The organism is Megamonas sp., from assembly GCF_986095205.1.
Genome location: NZ_CFQVBI010000056.1, coordinates 1 through 18,743 on the forward strand (window position 1 = coordinate 1; position 18,743 = coordinate 18,743).

General features: G+C 32.0%; 13 protein-coding genes. 9 read left to right on the plus strand and 4 right to left on the minus strand.

Features of this window, described 5'->3' with window-relative positions:
• From AC5LAX_RS07940 to AC5LAX_RS07975, 8 genes are all read left to right on the plus strand, one after another.
• On the plus strand, window positions 1–207 hold a 207-nt coding region (locus tag AC5LAX_RS07940; RefSeq protein ID WP_493263818.1), incomplete at its 5' end, for a zinc ribbon domain-containing protein.
• 209 nt (window positions 208–416) lie between these two features.
• A complete protein-coding gene (gene mfd / locus AC5LAX_RS07945; RefSeq protein WP_288909599.1) occupies window positions 417–3,746 on the plus strand; it encodes a transcription-repair coupling factor in 3,330 nt (1,109 codons plus the stop codon).
• Window positions 3,746–4,468, plus strand: a complete 723-nt coding sequence (gene treR / locus AC5LAX_RS07950; protein WP_117585262.1) for a trehalose operon repressor — start codon at window positions 3,746–3,748, stop codon at window positions 4,466–4,468. Before mfd ends, treR begins: the two co-directional genes overlap by 1 nt.
• 137 nt (window positions 4,469–4,605) lie before the next feature.
• Window positions 4,606–6,543 carry a PTS system trehalose-specific EIIBC component gene (gene treP, locus AC5LAX_RS07955; RefSeq protein ID WP_288909597.1) on the plus strand — a complete coding sequence of 646 codons (1,938 nt, stop codon included), beginning with the start codon at window positions 4,606–4,608 and terminating at the stop codon, window positions 6,541–6,543.
• 55 nt (window positions 6,544–6,598) lie between these two features.
• Window positions 6,599–8,251, plus strand: a complete 1,653-nt coding sequence (treC, locus tag AC5LAX_RS07960; protein ID WP_288909596.1) for an alpha,alpha-phosphotrehalase — start codon at window positions 6,599–6,601, stop codon at window positions 8,249–8,251.
• 108 nt (window positions 8,252–8,359) lie between these two features.
• Window positions 8,360–9,817, plus strand: coding sequence for a bifunctional methyltransferase/pyrophosphohydrolase YabN (yabN, locus tag AC5LAX_RS07965; protein WP_288909595.1), 1,458 nt, complete (start codon window positions 8,360–8,362; stop codon window positions 9,815–9,817).
• A 219-nt stretch (window positions 9,818–10,036) separates the two neighbouring features.
• Window positions 10,037–10,312, plus strand: a complete 276-nt coding sequence (locus tag AC5LAX_RS07970; RefSeq protein ID WP_008538666.1) for an HU family DNA-binding protein — start codon at window positions 10,037–10,039, stop codon at window positions 10,310–10,312.
• Between the two features lie 106 nt (window positions 10,313–10,418).
• Entirely contained in the window at window positions 10,419–11,177 is a 759-nt protein-coding gene (locus AC5LAX_RS07975; RefSeq protein WP_288909594.1) for an SDR family NAD(P)-dependent oxidoreductase, read from the plus strand.
• Between the two features lie 50 nt (window positions 11,178–11,227).
• On the opposite strand, the gene AC5LAX_RS07980 is transcribed toward AC5LAX_RS07975, so the two are convergent.
• Window positions 11,228–12,520 (minus strand): O-acetylhomoserine aminocarboxypropyltransferase/cysteine synthase family protein, encoded by a 1,293-nt coding sequence (locus AC5LAX_RS07980; protein WP_288909593.1) that lies wholly within the window; start codon window positions 12,518–12,520, stop codon window positions 11,228–11,230.
• Between the two features lie 119 nt (window positions 12,521–12,639).
• Window positions 12,640–13,569: a cysteine synthase A gene (gene cysK, locus AC5LAX_RS07985; protein WP_288909592.1), complete on the minus strand. Its 930-nt coding sequence runs from the start codon at window positions 13,567–13,569 to the stop codon at window positions 12,640–12,642.
• Window positions 13,570–14,081: 512 nt separating this feature from the next.
• Between cysK and ileS the strand changes: the two genes are divergently transcribed.
• Entirely contained in the window at window positions 14,082–17,195 is a 3,114-nt protein-coding gene (gene ileS, locus AC5LAX_RS07990) for an isoleucine--tRNA ligase (RefSeq protein WP_117464189.1), read from the plus strand.
• Between the two features lie 58 nt (window positions 17,196–17,253).
• Here the strand turns inward: ileS and AC5LAX_RS07995 are convergent, their stop codons facing one another.
• Both AC5LAX_RS07995 and AC5LAX_RS08000 read right to left on the minus strand, forming a co-directional pair.
• On the minus strand, window positions 17,254–18,033 hold the full coding sequence (locus AC5LAX_RS07995; protein ID WP_018999091.1) for a hypothetical protein: 780 nt from the start codon (window positions 18,031–18,033) through the stop codon (window positions 17,254–17,256).
• 198 nt (window positions 18,034–18,231) lie between these two features.
• Complete coding sequence (locus tag AC5LAX_RS08000) at window positions 18,232–18,657, minus strand: helix-turn-helix domain-containing protein (RefSeq protein ID WP_018999090.1); 426 nt, start codon at window positions 18,655–18,657, stop codon at window positions 18,232–18,234.
• Between the last annotated feature and the right edge of the window lie 86 nt (window positions 18,658–18,743).

Below are 18,743 nucleotides of genomic sequence, written 5' to 3' on the forward strand. Positions count from 1 at the left end.
GAAATTGGCTCAATAGTGCAAAAGATAGATAGATACTATCCAAGTTCGCAAATTTGCCATGTTTGTGGTACAAAAAATCCTGAAGCTAAAAATTTGGCAGTTCGTGAGTGGATTTGCGCAAAGTGCAAAACCACTCACGATAGAGATAGAAATGCTGCTATAAATATATGGAAGGTTGGGGCATCAACCTTCTTTGGAGAGATATAGTAAGACCTACTATTTTAGTAGGCAAGTATCGTTTGTATCCAAGAATCCCCTGCCTTTAGGCATGGGGAGTATGTCAATATATACAATGAAGTGTAAATATAGTAATATATTTATAAGTTGAATATTATGTTTTATTGAGGACTGTACAATATTGTACAGTCCCCTTTATCGTATCTAAAGTAGTCAATAGAGAAAAGGTTGATAAATGAATGAATATACTCTTTCCTGCATTAGCTAAAGAGGTAACTTTAACTAAGATAAATGAATGTTTTAATCAAGATTATGGTCAAAATTATATTTATGGCTTAGCAGGCACACAAAAACATATAGTTATTGCTAATGCATATAAACAAAATCCTAAAACGACAATTATTATTACACATAATCAAGATGGTATAGAAGAATGGTACAATGATTTTTCTTCATTATTGCCAGAAGCATCTATTTGGGAATTGCCAGCATTAGATGTCATGTCTGTAAGTGCTACAGCAAAAAGCTTAGAATTAAAAGCTAGGAGAATGAAAATTTTGGGAATGCTCACTAGAAAAGAGCCTGTCATTATTTTAGCGACTACAAATGCTGCTATGCAAAAAGACATGTCTCGTCAGGATTTTGAAAATTCTAGTGTGCAAATAGAACTCAATAAAGAATACGAACATGATAAAATTTTAGAACAATTAGTATCTTTAGGTTATGAACGTGTAGATAAAGTTGAACAAATAGGGCAATTCAGTGCTCGTGGTGGAATTATAGATATTTATCCTATAAATTCAGATACGCCTATACGTATTGAGTTTTTTGACAGTGAAATAGAGTCCATACGTGAATTTGCTATAGATAGTCAACGTTCTTTGCGCAATATAGCTAAATGTGAAATCTTGCCATTGATGCAAATGGACGATACAGGCTCACCAGCTATATTTTTATCTTATTTAAATAAAGATTGTAATGTAATTTTAGATGAACCACTGCATTTAAAAGAAGCTGTTGAAGGCGGTATAAAAGAAAATCCTGAGATAAAAGAATTTGTCTATGACTGGAATTATATTTTAACTTCTGCGAAAAAGCATAATATTATTTATATGTCTTTGATGATGCAAAGAATAGCAGATACAGAGCCAGAACAGCTCATCAGTGTAGCAGTAAAATCTACAGCACCTTTTCAAAAGCAGATGCATTTATTAGGTGAAGAAATTAAAAATTGGCTAGAACAAAAAAATGAAATATTGATTTGTTTGGGTGATAAGACAAAAATAGCATATTTACAAGATGTATTAGAACAACAAAAAATACCTGTATCACGAGAAAGTGAGCCGAAAGAATTATCCAAAGATAGAGTTACATTTATCGTAGGTTCACTTTTAAATGGTTTTGAATTCCCTCAATCTCGATTGGTGGTAATCACAGAAAAAGATATATTAGGTCGTCAAAAGAAAAAGTTAAGACCACGTCAATCGGGTAAAAATAAAAATGATAAAATAGCTCATTTTAGAGATATAAATATTGGCGATTATGTTGTACATGTAAATCATGGTATTGGTAAATATCTAGGTGTGGAAACATTGACAATAGGCAATGTTCATCGTGATTATTTACATATAAAATACAGCGGTACAGATAAATTATTCGTGCCAACAGACCAAGTGCATTTAATCCAAAAATATATTGGCTCTGAAGGTGATGTACCTCGTTTATCTAAGATGAATGGTACAGCATGGAAAAAAGCAAAGGCAAAAGCAAAAGCTTCTGTAGAAAATATTGCTAAAGATTTAATCAATCTCTATGCAGAACGTAAAAATGGTAAAGGTTTTGCATTTGCTCCAGATACGCCATGGCAAAAAGAATTTGAAGATGCTTTTCCTTATGAAGAAACTCCTGACCAATTAAAAGCGATAGCAGAGATAAAAGCTGATATGGAAAAACCTGTTCCTATGGATAGACTTTTATGCGGTGATGTAGGCTTTGGTAAAACAGAAGTAGCCATTAGAGCTGCTTTTAAAGCTGTAATGAGCAATAAACAAGTTGCTGTTTTAGTGCCGACTACTGTATTAGTGCAACAACATTATCAGACTTTTAGCAATCGTTTTAATGACTTTGGACCGAAAATTGGTATTATTTGTAGATTTAATAGCCCAAAAGAACAAAAGAAAGTTTTAGAAGATTTAGCAACAGGTCAAATTGATATCTTGATTGGTACTCATGCTATTTTGAATGAGAAAAAAGTAAAATTTAAAGATTTAGGTTTATTGATTGTTGATGAAGAACAGCGTTTTGGCGTAAAACAAAAAGAAAAAATAAAACGCATAAGTAAAAATATCGATGTATTATCTTTGAGTGCAACGCCTATACCACGTACACTGCATATGTCTCTTGTAGGTGCTAGAGATATGTCTGTTATCGAAACTCCACCACAGGAGCGTTTCCCTGTGCAGACTTATGTAATTGAAAATAATGATATGATTATCAAAGATGCTATTAAGCGTGAAGTTCGCCGTGGCGGTCAGGTATATTTTATTTACAATAGAGTAGAAACTATAGATAAGATGTATTTGCATTTATTATCTATGCTTCCTGATGTAAAAATAGGGATAGCTCATGGGCAGATGAGTGAAGAAGAATTAGAAAGGGCTATGCTCAATTTTTATGAAGGAAAATACGATATCTTATTGGCTACAAGCATTATTGAAAATGGTTTAGATGTATCAAATGCTAATACTATAATTATTTATGATGCAGATTATTTTGGTCTATCTCAGCTCTATCAGATGCGAGGTCGTGTAGGTCGTTCTAAACAAATGGCATTTGCATATTTTATTTATCAGAAAGATAAAATTTTATCTGAAATGGCAGAAAAGAGATTGCAGGCGATAAAAGAATTTGCCCAACTAGGTTCTGGATTTAAAATCGCTATGCGAGATTTAGAAATTCGCGGTGCTGGCGATTTATTAGGTTCTCAACAACATGGTCATATTTCTAGTGTAGGTTTTGAAATGTATTGTCGTCTATTAGAAGAAGCAGTAGAAACATTGCAAACAGGTAAAGAGCCAGAAAAAGTAGTAGAACCGATAATTGAATTGAAAGAAGATGCTTATTTAGATGGTGAATATATAAATGACGCCACTAATAAGATTGAAATTTATCAACGCATTGCAGCGATACGAACAGATGAACATGCAGACCAATTAGAGGAAGAATTAATCGACCGTTTTGGTGCATTGACTGAACCTGTAAAGAAAATAATGCAAGTAGCACGATTGAAAAATTATGCTCGTAAATTAAAAATAAAATCTATTATTGAAAAACCTGCTTTTGTGGAAATATGTTTTGATAAAGCACCAAATATAGAGACAGAAAATGTGCTTTTAGCGAAAAAGCAATTTGATAATTTATTGAAATTTGTGCCAAAACAAAATACGATACAGATAAAAATTACGCCAATAAATAAAAAACATATAATAAATCTATGTTTAAAAGTAGTAAAAGTTTTAACAGGTGAAAAATTACAGAAGATGACTCTTAAAAAAGAGGAGAAAAAATAATGAAAAAATATGAAAGTATTTATCATGATTTATTGGCTTTGATTGAAAATAATAAAATTAAAGCTGGAGAAAAATTGCCTAGTGAGTTTGATTTACAAAATAAATATCAAGCTTCACGAGATACAATTAGAAAAGCATTATTATTATTATCTCAAAATGGATATATTCAAAAATCACAGGGAAAAGGTTCAATTGTATTAGATATCAATAGATTTAATTTTCCAGTATCAGGGCTTACTAGTTTTAAAGAAATTGCAAGTGATATAAAAGGCAAAGTTGAAACTATCGTGCATACTTGTGAATGTATTGAGCCGGATGAAGAAATAAAAAAATTATTGATGCTAAAAAATGGTACTAAAGTTTGGTATATAGAACGTGTACGTAAAATAAATGGAGAAGCTGTGATTTTTGATACGGATATTTTAAATGCTGATATCGTATCTAATTTAACAGTGGATATAGTACAAAATTCTTTATATGAATACATTGAAAATACTTTAGGTTTAAGAATTGGCTATGCCAAAAAAGAGATAACATGTAGAGCTATAAATTCTCGAGATGAGAAATTAATGGACTTAAAAAATTATGATATGTTGATTAATATAGCTTCTTTCGTATTTTTAGAAGATACAACATTATTTCAATACACTTTATCTAGACATAGACCAGATAAATTTCGCTTTAGTGATTTTGCACGTAGAACAAGACAAAATTTTATTTAATATGCTCATTTACCTTATAACTTTTTGTTATAAGGTATTTTTTTATCATTGACAAACTTGTACGTACATGATATATTTAAGATGTTTAATAGATGTACGTACAAGTTAAGGGGTTTTGAGAGATTAAGGAGGATATTATGTCGAAATTTACAGAAGATGCAAAATTATTATTAGAATATATCGGAGGTAAAGATAATATAAAAGCAGTAACACATTGTGTAACACGCATGCGCTTTGTATTGATTGATGAGAAAAAAGCTGATGTGAAAAAAATTGAAAGTTTAAAATCAGCAAAAGGAACTTTTACTCAAGCAGGACAATTCCAAGTTATTATCGGTAATGAAGTTAGTGAGTTTTATAATGAATTCACTAAAATTGCAGGCATTGATGGTGTAAGTAAAGATGCAGTAAAAGCGGCAGCAAAATCCAATCAGACATTTGTACAAAAATTGATGGCAAATTTAGCAGAAATATTTACACCACTTATTCCAGCACTTATCTGTGGTGGTCTTATTTTAGGCTTTAGATCGGTTATTGGTGATATTAAATTAGTTGAAGATGGTACAAAAACTTTAATCGAAACTTCCCAGTTTTTTGCAGGTTTATATAGTTTTTTATGGTTGATAGGTGAAGCAATTTTCCATTTCTTACCAGTGGGCATTGTATGGTCTATCACTAGAAAAATGGGAACTACACAAATTTTAGGTATTATTTTAGGTTTGACTTTAGTATCTCCACAATTATTAAATGCTTATAATATGGCACCGGGAACTGTTCCTCCTGTATGGGATTTTGGTTTTGTTCAAATTGAAATGGTAGGTTATCAAGCACAAGTAATACCTGCTATTTTAGCTGCATTTATTTTAGTTTATTTAGAAAAATTCTGGCGTCGCATTACACCTGATTATATTTCTATGATAATTGTGCCTTTATTTAGCTTAATACCAGCTGTAATTTTGGCACATACAGTAGTAGGCCCTATTGGTTGGGCTATCGGTTCTTTTATTGCTAATGCTGTTTATGCAGGTCTTACTTCTAGTTTTGGTTGGCTTTTTGCTGGTGTATTTGGTTTCTTCTATGCTCCACTTGTTATCACAGGTTTGCATCATATGACAAATGCTATTGACCTTCAACTTATGAGTCAATTCAATGGTACTATTTTATGGCCAATGGTAGCACTTTCTAATATCGCTCAAGGTTCAGCAGTATTAGCTATGATTTTCTTACAACGCAAAAATGAACGTGCAAAACAGATTAATGTTCCAGCTTGTATTTCCTGTTATTTAGGTGTTACAGAACCTGCTTTATTTGGGGTAAACTTAAAATATGGTTTTCCATTTATTTGTGGTTTAGTTGGTTCTTGTATTGCAGCTATGATTTCTGTATCTAGTGGAGTTATGGCAAGTTCTATCGGTGTTGGCGGTATACCGGGCATTTTATCTATTAAACCTCAATTTATGTTTATGTTCTTTATCGCTATGATTGTAGCTTTTTGTATCCCATTTATTTTGACTACAGTTGTGGGTAAGAAAAAATTAACTAGCGAAGATGTCTCTGGTGTGGATATTAAACAAGCAGAATTTACAGAAACTGAAAATATTGATAGTGAAGAAAATAAATTAGATACAGTAGCAGAAAATTTCCAAGCACCAATAACAGGTATTACTAAAAAATTAAGTGATATTGAAGATAAAGGTTTTGCTAGCGGTGCTATGGGTGAAGGTTTTGCTATTGAAATGCAAGATGGAAAAGTAGTAGCTCCATTTTCTGGTGAAGTCATGGTATGTTTCCCAACAGGTCATGCTTATGGTTTAAAATCAAATGATGGTAAAGAAATTTTAATTCATATTGGTATGGATACAGTAGAACTTGACGGAAAAGGTTTTGATGTAAAAGTACAGGCAGGTCAAAAGATAAAACAAGGTGATGTTTTAGTTAATGTAGATATAGATTATGTAAAATCTCAAGGAAAATCTTTAGTAACACCAATTGTATTTACAGATGGACGTAAAGTCGAACTTTTACAAGAAAATGTAGCTGTAAAAGCTGGAGATGAAAATATAATAAAATTATAATTATCTATAGATGGTATTTGATGAAATAAAACATTAGAAGGAAGGCATTTTTTCTATGAATGATTTTAAAAAGAAAGTAGTATATCAGATTTATCCAAAATCTTTTAAAGATACAAATGGTACAGGTACAGGCGATTTAAAAGGCGTAATCGAAAAATTAGATTATTTACAAGCTTTAGGTGTAGATTATATTTGGCTTACTCCATTTTATGTTTCACCACAAAATGATAACGGCTATGATGTGGCAGATTATTATAATATTGACCCTAGTTATGGGACTATGGAAGATGTAGAAAATTTAATTGCTGAAGCGAAAAAACGCAATATTTATTTGATGATGGACATGGTATTCAATCATGTATCTACAGAACATATTTGGTTTAAAAAAGCTATGGCAGGAGAAGAAAAATATTTAAATTATTTTTTCTTCAAACAAGGTAAAGCAAATAATCAACCACCTACAAATTGGAATAGTAAATTTGGTGGCCCTGCATGGGAATATGTGGAAAAATTTGATAAATGGTATTTGCACTTATTCGATAAAACACAGGCTGATTTAAATTGGGAAAATCCTGAAGTTCGTGAAGAAGTAAAAAATATCGTGCGTTTTTGGATGGAAAAAGGTGTAAAAGGTTTCCGTTTTGATGTTATTAATTTAATCAGTAAGGCTGGTTTTGAGGATGATTTCTCTGTAGATGGAGATGGTAGAAGTTTTTATACAGATGGACCACGTATTCATGAATTTTTACAAGAATTAGCTAGAGATAGTTTTGCTAAAGATAAAGATATCATCACTGTTGGTGAAATGAGTAGCACTACTATGGAAAATTGTTATAAATACGCTGGTGAAAAAACAGGCGAACTTTCTATGGTATTTACTTTTCATCATTTAAAAGTGGATTTTATGGGCAATGAAAAATGGGTACTTGTGCCAACTGACTTTATGAAGTTGAAACAGTTGATTTTTGATTGGCAGATAAATATGGAAAAAAATAATGCTTGGAATGCTGTTTTTTGGTGCAATCATGACCAGCCACGTGTAATATCTCGCTTTGGTAGTGATGATAAATACCACAAAGAATCAGGCAAAATGTTGGCAATATTGATACATTGTTTGCGAGGAACACCATATATTTATCAAGGTGAAGAAATCGGAATGACTAATCCTCATTTTAAATCCATTGAACAATATCGCGATGTAGAAAGTCTAAATCATTATCAAATTTTACAAGATAAAGGCATGACAAAAGAGCAAGCTTTGATGATTTTAGATGTACATTCTCGTGATAATTCAAGAACTCCTATGCAATGGGACGATAGTATAAATGCAGGATTTACAACAGGAACTCCTTGGATACAGACAGCAGATAATTACACTGAGATAAATGTAAAAAATAGTTTAGAAGATAAGGACTCTATTTTCTATTATTATCAAAAATTAATTCAGTTGCGTAAAAATTATGATGTGATAGCTTATGGAGATATAAAACCATTACTTCGCGAAGATAAAAGAGTATTTGCTTATGAACGCAATTATAAAGGTCAAAAATTAATTGTAATCTGTAATTTTTATCCAACAACATATGAAATAGAATTGCCATATGACCTTTCAAATTACAAATGCATATTAAATAATTATAAAAATGAAGCAAAAGCAAAAAAAATTGCATTAAAACCTTATGAAACCTTAGTTTATTGCAATCTTTGATTGACAAATCACTTTTCTTGCTTTATATTTATAGTAATCACAATCCATAGTAACCGCACGGTTTTCCACAGCGGTTACTTTTTTTCTGAAAGAAGTGGAAGGTATAATATGGGACAAATAACAATTGTAGGCTTAGGACCAGGCGATTTTGGTCTTATTACTTTAGATACTTGGGATAAAATAACAAATACAGATAAATTGATTTTGCGTACTGCTATTCACCCTACAGTAGCTGAATTAGATAAACGAAATGTAGTTTATACTTCTTGTGATGAATTTTATGAACAAGGGGTTTCTTTTGATGATGTGTATAATAGCATTGCTCAAAAATTGATTGAAGAAGCTAAAAATGGTCATGATGTAGTATATGCTGTTCCAGGTAGTCCACTTGTTGCAGAAAGAACAGTAGTGATTATCAGACAAAAAGCCAAAGAAGCTGATGTGAAATTAAACATCATGCCAGGTATGAGCTTTATGGAAGTTTTATATCAGCGCTTAAATATAGACCCTATTGATGGGCTTACTATTTTAGATGCTTGCGATTTAGAAAACTTGCCAAGTGAAATGCCATCAGCACTTGTAATCACGCAAGTATATAATCAGCATGTAGCTTCAGATACAAAATTGACTTTGATGGAAAATTATCCAGAAGATTATCCTGTAACATTCATTCGCAATTTGAGTTTGCCAGATGAAGAAATTCGCGAAATTCCTCTATATGAATTAGACCGTCAACCTCATATTGACCATTTGACAAGTTTATATATAGGAAAAATGCCAAAAAATGAGCAGACTTTTGATTTAGAGCCACTAGAAGATGTAGTGAAAACACTTCGTAGTCCTGGCGGTTGTCCATGGGATATCGTGCAGACACATAAATCTCTTCGTCGCAACTTGATTGAAGAAGTTTATGAAGTTATTGAAGCTATAGATTTAGAAGATGAAAAATTGCTCTGTGAAGAACTTGGCGATTTATTGATGCAAGTAGTATTTCATGCTCGTATGGCAGAAGAAGCTAAGTTATTCTCCATGCAAGATGTTATCGATGGTATAACTGAAAAATTAATTCGCCGTCATCCACATGTTTTTGGTGATATCGATGTAAAAGATGCAGGCGAAGTTTTAGCTAATTGGGAAGCTATCAAACAAGCGGAAAAAACAGAAAGAACTTCTATATTAGATGGTGTGCCAAAAGATTTACCATCACTTATGGCTGCTTATAAATTGCAACATAAGGCAGCAAAAGTAGGTTTTGATTGGCCAGACATTGATCCTGTATGGGATAAATTAGAAGAAGAACTTCGTGAATTAGAAGAAGCTATTGTCGATGGACAAAAAGAAAAGATAGAAGAAGAATTAGGAGATGTTTTATTTACAATTGTAAATATTTCTCGTTTCTTAAAAATAGATCCAGAAGTAGCTTTAACTGGCACAAATCGCAAATTTAGAAGAAGATTTTCCTATATTGAAGAAAAAGTAAAAGCTAAACAACAAAATTGGGAAAGTTTATCTTTGATTGATTTAGATGAATTGTGGCAAGAAGCTAAGCTTCAAGATGAAAAATAATTAAATAAATATAAATAAGGACTTGATTAAGTCCTTATATGATGAGATAATAAGGTGGTTTTATAATCTCATGATATAAGGATTTAATGTTGTGAAATAATCCTTACAAAATAAGAGTTTTGCCGTAATTTATATATAAATTAGACTCTTATTTAGAGGAAATACCTCTTTAGCGGCGAACAATTATATTTGATAATAATTTTAAAGGAGGCTATCTTCGTGAATAAATCCGAATTAGTAGCAAGTGTTGCTGAAGTAGCAGAATTAACAAAAAAAGATGCAGAAAAAGCTGTTAACGCTGTTTTTGCAAGTGTACAAAAAGCTCTTGTTGAAGATGACAAAGTACAAATTATTGGTTTTGGTACTTTCGAAGTTAGAACTCGTGCAGCTCGTAAAGGTCGTAACCCACAGACTGGCGAAACTATCGAAATTCCTGCTTCCAAAAACCCAGTATTCAAAGCTGGTAAAGCTTTAAAAGAAGCTGTAAATCAGTAATTCTTAATTGAATAAACGTTAAGAAATGATAAAGTCGAGTTTTTAATATCACGTGATATTTAGACTCGGCTTTATTTTTTAGAATGATGAAGAAATGGTGAAGTTTATGGAGAAAATAGCTTTAATCACAGGTGGGACATCTGGTATAGGTCTTGAATGTGCTAAAAAATTTTTAGTAAATAAAATAAATGTGATTTTAGTAGGTAGAAATAAAGATAAATATATAGAAGCTAGAAAATATTTAAAATCATTTATCACAAAAGATGTATTTTGCGATTTTATTCAAGCAGATATCAGCAGTGCTAAAAATTGCAAGAGCATCATAGATACAGTGATTGAGAAATATAAAAAACTAGATATTTTAGTGAATAATGCAGGGATTTATCTGGAAAATGCTATTGAAGATGTAGAAGAAGATGAATTTGATAGAATCATAAATGTAAATTTAAAAGGAGCTTATTTTTTATGTAAATACGCTGTTCCGCATTTAAAAAAACAAGGAGAGAATGCTTCTATTGTAAATGTATCTTCTGATGCAGGCATTAATGGAAATTTCTTTTGCAGTGCATACTGTGCTTCTAAAGGTGGTTTGACCGTATTTACAAAAGCTTTAGCCTTGGAATTAGCACCGTATAAGGTCAGAGCAAATTGTGTTTGCCCTGGAGATATAGATACACCACTTACGCGAAATCAATTTGCAGGTGATGTGGAAGAAGGCATAAAAGAAGCGAGTAGTTTATATCCTATAGGAAGAATAGGCAGACCAGAAGAGGTAGCAAATGTAATTTATTTTTTGGCAAGTCCAGAAGCTAGTTTTGTAACAGGGGCTGTATGGAGCGTTGATGGCGGAATTACAGCTTGTTAAATAAAAGCCACATTATATTTAAATTTAAATAATATAATGTGGCTTTATTATTATGCTAAAGCTTGAGCTAAATCACGGAAAATATCATTTATATTTTCAAGACCTATAGAAAGGCGAATTGTATTTGGCTTTATACCAGAAGCAGATAATTCTTCTGTAGTCATTTGTGAGTGAGTGGTACTAGCAGGATGAATTACGAGGGATTTTGCATCTGCGACATTGGCAAGTAAGGAGAATAATTGGAGTCTATCGATAAAATCTTGGGCGTCTTTTGCTGTGCCTTTGATTTCAAATGTGAAGATAGAGCCACCGTCATTAGGCAAATATTTTTGATATAAATCATGGTCGAAGCGTGAGAAAATAGAAGGGTGATTGACATTTTCAACTTTATCATGATTTTGCAAAAATTCAATGACTTTAAGTGTATTTTGTACATGGCGTTCTACACGTAAAGATAAAGTTTCTAATCCTTGTAAAAGTAAAAATGCATTAAATGGAGAGATACAAGCGCCTAAATCTCGAAGTAAAATAGCACGAACTTTAGTGATAAAAGCGAGCTTTCCTGTAGCTTTGGTGAAAGAAATTCCATGATAACTAGGATTAGCTTCGACTAAAGAAGGGAATTTATTACTTTTTTCCCAATTGAAATTGCCACTATCTACGATAATTCCACCTAGAGAAGTGCCATGACCACCGATGAATTTAGTAGCAGAGTGAATGACGATATCAACACCATATTCGATAGGTCGTACAAGATATGGTGTAGCAAATGTATTATCTACAACAGCAGGAATGTTATATTTATGTGCTAAATTAGCTAAAGCTTCTAAATCGGCAACATCACTATTTGGATTGCCTAAAGTTTCAAAATAAATACATTTTGTATTTTCTGTGATAGCATTTTCGACTTCATCTAGATTATGAATGTCGACAAAAGTCGTATTTATGCCAAAATCCACTAAAGTATGAGCAAAAAGATTATATGTTCCTCCATATACTGTTTTTGAGCAGACAATATGGTCGCCTACTTTAGCGAGAGCTTGTATTGTATAGGCAATAGCGGCAGCACCTGAAGCTACAGCTAAAGCTCCTGCACCACCTTCAAGACTAGCAATGCGTTTTTCCAATACTTCTTGAGTGGAATTAGTTAATCTACCATAAATATTACCGCCTTCTTTTAAGGCAAATCTATCAGCAGCTACTTGGCAATTATCAAATACATAAGAGGTCGTTTGATAAATGGGTACAGCACGAGAATTTGTTATAGGGTCAGATATTTCTTGACCTATATGTAATTGTTTAGTCTCAAAAGCCCAATTATTTGTATCTAATTTTTTTGTCATCAAAAAACTCTCCTTTTAAAATATATTTATCCTATTATAAAACTATGAATATCTTATAAAAAAATAACATCATCACATAAAAATATTTACAATATGATGATGTTATTGAGTTTGAAATATTATTCTTCAAATAATGGTGTAGAGAGATAACGTTCACCTGTATCAGGAAGAAGCACAACAATATTTTTGCCAACATTTTCTGGACGTTTGGCAACTTGAGTAGCTGCCCAAAGTGCAGCACCAGAAGAGATACCAGTCAAAAGACCTTCTGTTTTGGTAAGCTCTTTACTAGCTGTAAAACATACTTCATTGTCCACAGTTATGATTTCATCATAGATAGAGGTATCTAAAGTATCTGGTATAAAGCCAGCTCCAATACCTTGAATTTTGTGAGCACCTGCTTTACCAGTTGTTAATACAGCAGAAGTTTGAGGTTCAATACCAATGATTTTTATATTAGGATTTTGTTCTTTGAGATATTTTCCTGTACCGCTTAAAGTACCGCCTGTACCAATACCAGCAACGAAGATATCAACTTTACCATCAGTATCTTGCCAGATTTCTGGGCCAGTTGTCATATAATGAGCTTGGCGATTGACTAAATTAGTGAATTGTCCAGGAATAAAGCTATCAGGTATATCTTTTGCTAATTCTTCAGCTTTTTGGATAGCTCCTGCCATGCCTTTGCTACCTTCTGTTAATACAAGCTCAGCGCCATAAGCCTTCATGAGTTTTCTGCGTTCAATACTCATTGTTTCTGGCATAGTGATGATGATTTTATAACCTTTGCTTGCAGCTACAGCACAAAGACCAATACCAGTGTTACCACTTGTTGGCTCAATGATAGTGGAATTAGGTTTTAAAATACCGTGATTTTCAGCATCTTCAATCATGGCTTTGGCAATTCTATCTTTAGCACTACCAGCAGGATTAAAATATTCTAATTTCACTAATAAATTAGCTTTTATATCATAGAGTTTACTGTAATTATTAATTTGAACAAGAGGTGTATGACCTACTAGTTCCATAAAATTATGATAAATTTTCATGGTAATGACCTCCTTTAATATGTATTTTCATAGTGAATAAGTATGAATGAATTATAAACGATAAAATTATATTTGTCAATTTTATTTTGTATAATTGTAAACTGTTTAGGGTAAATTTTTTCTTGCTCATTTTCTATTATTGTGATATTATATCAAGCGTACACAATAGTACAAAGAAGAAAAACAATGAAAGAGATAGTAAATTAAAAATAAAAGTTACAGAGAGCCATGTATTGCTGGAAATTGGTACAAGTAGTTTTTAATGGAAAATCACTCTGGAGTTACAGGTTGAAATTAATTTTTAAGAATAGACCGTGTCGGGTCCCTCCGTTAAAGGGGTTGCATATGTTGGTATGTGAAATAGGTGGTATAATGACAGCACAGCTTTCATCCTGTTTTGGGTGAAGGCTTTTTTTAGTTATGTATTACAGTTGCTCTTGTCCTATTTGGCAAGAGCTTTTTTCATATACTGGAATTTTTATTTATTATTTGTATACAGAGGAGGCTTTTTTGTGTATAACAAAGTTGATACCAATCTAAATTTCGTAGAACGCGAAAAAGAAATTGAAAAATTCTGGGAAGAACACGATATATTTAAAAAACAAGTACATCAACATGAAGATGCAGATGTATTCACATTTTATGATGGACCACCAACAGCAAATGGTAAACCTCATATTGGACACGTTTTAACTCGTGTAATCAAAGATATGATTCCTCGTTATCAAGCTATGAAAGGTCATAAAACTATCCGTAAAGCTGGTTGGGATACACATGGTCTTCCAGTAGAACTTGAAGTTGAAAAATTATTAGGCATCAATGGTAAAGAACAAATTGAAGAATATGGTATTGAACCTTTCGTAGAAAAATGTAAAGAAAGCGTTTGGAAATACGAAGGTATGTGGGAAGAATTCTCCAAAGCTGTAGGCTATTGGGCAGATATGAAAGATCCATATGTTACATACCATAATGATTATATTGAATCTGTATGGTGGGCATTAAAAGAAATTTGGAACAAAGGTCTTTTATATAAAGGTCATAAAATCGTTCCATATTGCCCTCGCTGTGGTACACCTCTTTCTTCTCATGAAGTAGCTCAAGGATATAAAGATGTAAAAGAAAAATCTGCATTTGTAAGATTTAAAGCAAAAGGTGAAGATGCTTACTTCCTCGCATGGACAACTACTCCATGGACTCTTCCATCTAACCTTGCACTTTGCGTAAATCCAGAAATCACTTATGTAAAAGTAAAACAAGGCGATTACACTTATTACATGGCTAAAGAACTTTGCGAAAAAGTTTTAGGCGAAGATTATACAATCCTCGAAGAAATGCCAGGTAAATCTCTTGAATATAAGGAATATGAACCACTTTATCCATATGCTTTAAATAAATTAAATGGCAAAAAAGCATTTATCGTAACTTGTGATGATTATGTAACAACTACAGATGGTTCTGGTATCGTTCATATGGCTCCTGCATTCGGTGAAGATGACTCCCGTGTTTGCCGTGAATATGGTATTGCCTTCGTACAATTCGTTGACGCTAAAGGTTGCATGACAGCAGATACTGATTGGCCAGGTGTATTTGTAAAAAAAGCAGATCCAAAAATTTTAAAAGACTTAGAAGAAAAAGGATTATTATTCTCTGCACCTAACTTTGAACATAGTTATCCACATTGCTGGCGTTGCGATACTCCACTTTTATATTATGCACGTGAAACATGGTTCATTCGCATGACAGCTGTTCGCGATAAATTAATTGCTAATAATAAAACAATCAACTGGATTCCTGAATCTATCGGTAAAGGTCGTTTTGGCGATTGGCTCGAACATGTTCAAGATTGGGGCTTATCTCGTAACCGTTATTGGGGTACTCCACTTAATATCTGGGAATGTGAATGCGGTCATCAACATGCAATCGGTTCTATCGAAGAATTAAAATCCATGTCTGATAATTGCCCTGATGATATTGAATTACATCGTCCATTCATTGATGCTGTAACTATTAAATGTCCTCATTGTGGTAAAGAAATGCATCGTGTTCCAGAAGTTATTGACTGCTGGTTTGACTCTGGTTCCATGCCTTTTGCACAATGGCATTATCCATTTGAAAATAAAGAACTCTTTGAAGAACAATTCCCAGCAGATTTCATTTCTGAAGCAGTAGATCAAACTCGTGGTTGGTTCTATTCTCTAATCGCTATTTCCACATTACTCTTTGACAAAGCTCCTTATAAAAACGTTATCGTATTAGGTCACGTTTTAGATGCTCAAGGTCGTAAAATGAGTAAATCCAAAGGTAATGCAGTGGAACCAATGAAAGCTTTAGCTCAACATGGTGCAGATGCTATCCGTTGGTATTTCTATGAAAATAGTGCTCCATGGCTTCCAAATCGTTTCCATGATGCTGCTGTTCAAGAAGGTCAACGTAAATTCATGGGTACATTATGGAATACTTACGCATTCTTTGTACTCTATGCTAATATTGATAAATTTGATGTATCTAAATACAGCCTTGAATATGATAAACTTTCTGTATTAGATAAATGGTGCTTGTCTCGTCTTAATACTTTAATTAAAACTGTTGATGAAGATTTAAATAGCTATAAAATCACAGAAGCTGCAAAAGCTCTTCAAGAATTTGTAGATGAACTTTCTAACTGGTATGTAAGAAGAAGCCGTGATCGTTTCTGGGCTAAAGAAACAGACCAAAACAAAATCAATGCTTACATGACTTTATATACTGCACTTACAACAGTTATTAAACTCGCAGCTCCAATGATTCCATTTATGACAGAAGCTATTTATCAAAACCTTGTTTTAAATAGTGAAAAAGATGCACCAGAAAGCGTACATCTTTGTGCTTATCCTGTTGCAAATGAAGCATTCATTGATAGCGAACTTGAAAAAACTATGGACTTAGTATTAAAAGCTGTAGTTTTAGGTCGTGCTGCTCGTAATGAAGCAAATATCAAAAACCGTCAGCCAATCGCTCTTATGTATGTAAAAGCTCCATTTGAACTCAATGAATTCTATACAAAAATTGTAGAAGAAGAATTAAATGTTAAAAAAGTAGAATTCAAAGATAATATGGACGAATATTTGAACTATGAAATTAAACCACAGTTCAAAGTATTAGGTCCAAAATACGGCAAACAGATGAAAGAAATTGCTGCTGCTTTAGCTAAAGTTGATGGACAAAAAGCTAAAGTTGAACTTGAAACTACAAAAACATTGAAATTAGAACTTTCTTCTGGTGAAATCACACTTGTACCTGAAGACCTTGATGTAAAAATGACTCAAACAGAAGGTTTTGCAGCTCAACGTGATGGTGATGTAACAATTGCTATTTCTACAGTATTGACAGATGAACTCATTGAAGAAGGTTTCGTTCGTGAAATCATCAGTAAAGTTCAGACAATGCGTAAAGAAAATGGCTTTGAAGTAACTGATAGAATTACAGTATTTGCTCAAGGTAATGAAAAAATTGCTAAATTAATGCAGGATAATGCAGAAACAATTAAGAAAATTACTTTAGCAGATGAACTTGTTTACGATAAATTAGACGGCTTCACTAAAGAATGGAATATCAATGGTGAAAAAGTAACTTTAGGCGTAAAATAATAAATATGAAAATAAAAAGGAAGTCTATTATATAGACTTCCTTTTTTATTTGAAAATATTAATAGCCAAATTGTCTATGACGATTTAAGCTAAGTAATTTATAAAATTTATCAGTTACTTTACGATTATATGGTTCAAGTTCCATATTTTTTTTGAAAAGCATAAAGGAAACTTCATTAGAAGTTATATATTTAGCTAATCCTTTTTCTGTGAATTCATGTAAAATATCTAAATCGGATTTATCAATATATGGAATGAATAATTTCATCTTGCTATTGAGCCAATTCATATCTTCAGTGAAATTGCGTTTATTAGAATTAATTTTTTGATGAATGAAATTCAAATAGCGTTTAGCGATATGACTAAATACTGATGTGAAATTACCTTTGATGAAAGATGTCAATGCGCTAGGGTCTCTAAATTGATTGATAGGCATACCATCTAGGAAGATATCCAATTTTAAAGCAAAATCTTGAGCTTCTTTTAATTGATTTTGTTTGAGGAATTTACTGAGTTGAATAGATTCTAAATCCCAGCCATGTATGTTCAAAAATTCACTATAATGGCGCAAAACTAATTTATTATAAGGAGATAACTCAATAGTTTTTACGAAAATAACGTGAGCAAGCTCAGGGTCTTGAAGACAAATTGCTTGACCACTTTCAGTAAGACGCAATAATAGATGTAAATCAGTTAAACAGAGGCGATAACAATCGTCTTTCATGAGTTCTTCATAAGCTAATAATAAATGATTTGCTTCAATTTTTTCTACTGCGGAAAGTCTATCATAAGATTCTATTGTTTTTAAATATTTTGTGCCAGCTTCTAAAAAAGACATATAAAAAACCTCCATTACTAAAATTTATATAACGATTAATTTTTGTTATTGCAGTTATGATTTATAATAATACACTATTTAATTAAATTTTGCAATAATTTTCTATATTTAAATTAATGAAAAAAATAAAAATACAAAATACATTATATAGAATAAAAAATAGGCTAATAAAAAGAAAAATTTATTAGCCTAAAAGTTTTATTCTAGTAAAGGAGAAGCTTTTGCATCAGTCAATAATATATTTGTTTCAATTACGCTTAAATGTCTTTGAAGTGCATACATGATTATAGTATCCCATGGATTGCGTGGGTATAAAGAACTATGTTCAGCATGATTTAAAAGATGATTTGTTTCATCAATACTTAATTGCATAGCTATAGCAAGAGCTAATATGCGATTTCTAGCAGTATGTTTTTGCCCTGAAAAAATTTTATAAGCATAAGTTACAGGTAGACCAGATTTTTTGATAACATCTGATTTTGTTAAATTTTTTTGCGCTAAAAGTTCATCTAGATATTTAGGTAAGTTCATATCTAATAATTTATCTTTATTATTTTCTAAAAAAGTGTGAATATCTTTTTGTTGTTTTAAATCAGCACCTAATTTATCTGTGATTACTCCCATAAAAATACTTCCTTTGTTATTTTTAATTGATTTATATTATAATAAAATAACATTTTAAAGAATGCAATATTGATTAAATTATAGAT

Excerpts from the sequence above, each read along its gene's own strand:
- treR (WP_117585262.1), top strand. The coding sequence starts at position 3,746 with ATGAAAAAATATGAAAGTATTTATCATGATTTATTGGCTTTGATTGAA.
- treC (WP_288909596.1), top strand. The coding sequence starts at position 6,599 with ATGAATGATTTTAAAAAGAAAGTAGTATATCAGATTTATCCAAAATCT.
- AC5LAX_RS07995 (WP_018999091.1), bottom strand. The coding sequence starts at position 18,033 with ATGTCTTTTTTAGAAGCTGGCACAAAATATTTAAAAACAATAGAATCT.
- treP (WP_288909597.1), top strand. The coding sequence starts at position 4,606 with ATGTCGAAATTTACAGAAGATGCAAAATTATTATTAGAATATATCGGA.
- cysK (WP_288909592.1), bottom strand. The coding sequence starts at position 13,569 with ATGAAAATTTATCATAATTTTATGGAACTAGTAGGTCATACACCTCTT.
- AC5LAX_RS08000 (WP_018999090.1), bottom strand. The coding sequence starts at position 18,657 with ATGGGAGTAATCACAGATAAATTAGGTGCTGATTTAAAACAACAAAAA.
- AC5LAX_RS07980 (WP_288909593.1), bottom strand. The coding sequence starts at position 12,520 with ATGACAAAAAAATTAGATACAAATAATTGGGCTTTTGAGACTAAACAA.
- mfd (WP_288909599.1), top strand. The coding sequence starts at position 417 with ATGAATATACTCTTTCCTGCATTAGCTAAAGAGGTAACTTTAACTAAG.
- AC5LAX_RS07975 (WP_288909594.1), top strand. The coding sequence starts at position 10,419 with ATGGAGAAAATAGCTTTAATCACAGGTGGGACATCTGGTATAGGTCTT.
- yabN (WP_288909595.1), top strand. The coding sequence starts at position 8,360 with ATGGGACAAATAACAATTGTAGGCTTAGGACCAGGCGATTTTGGTCTT.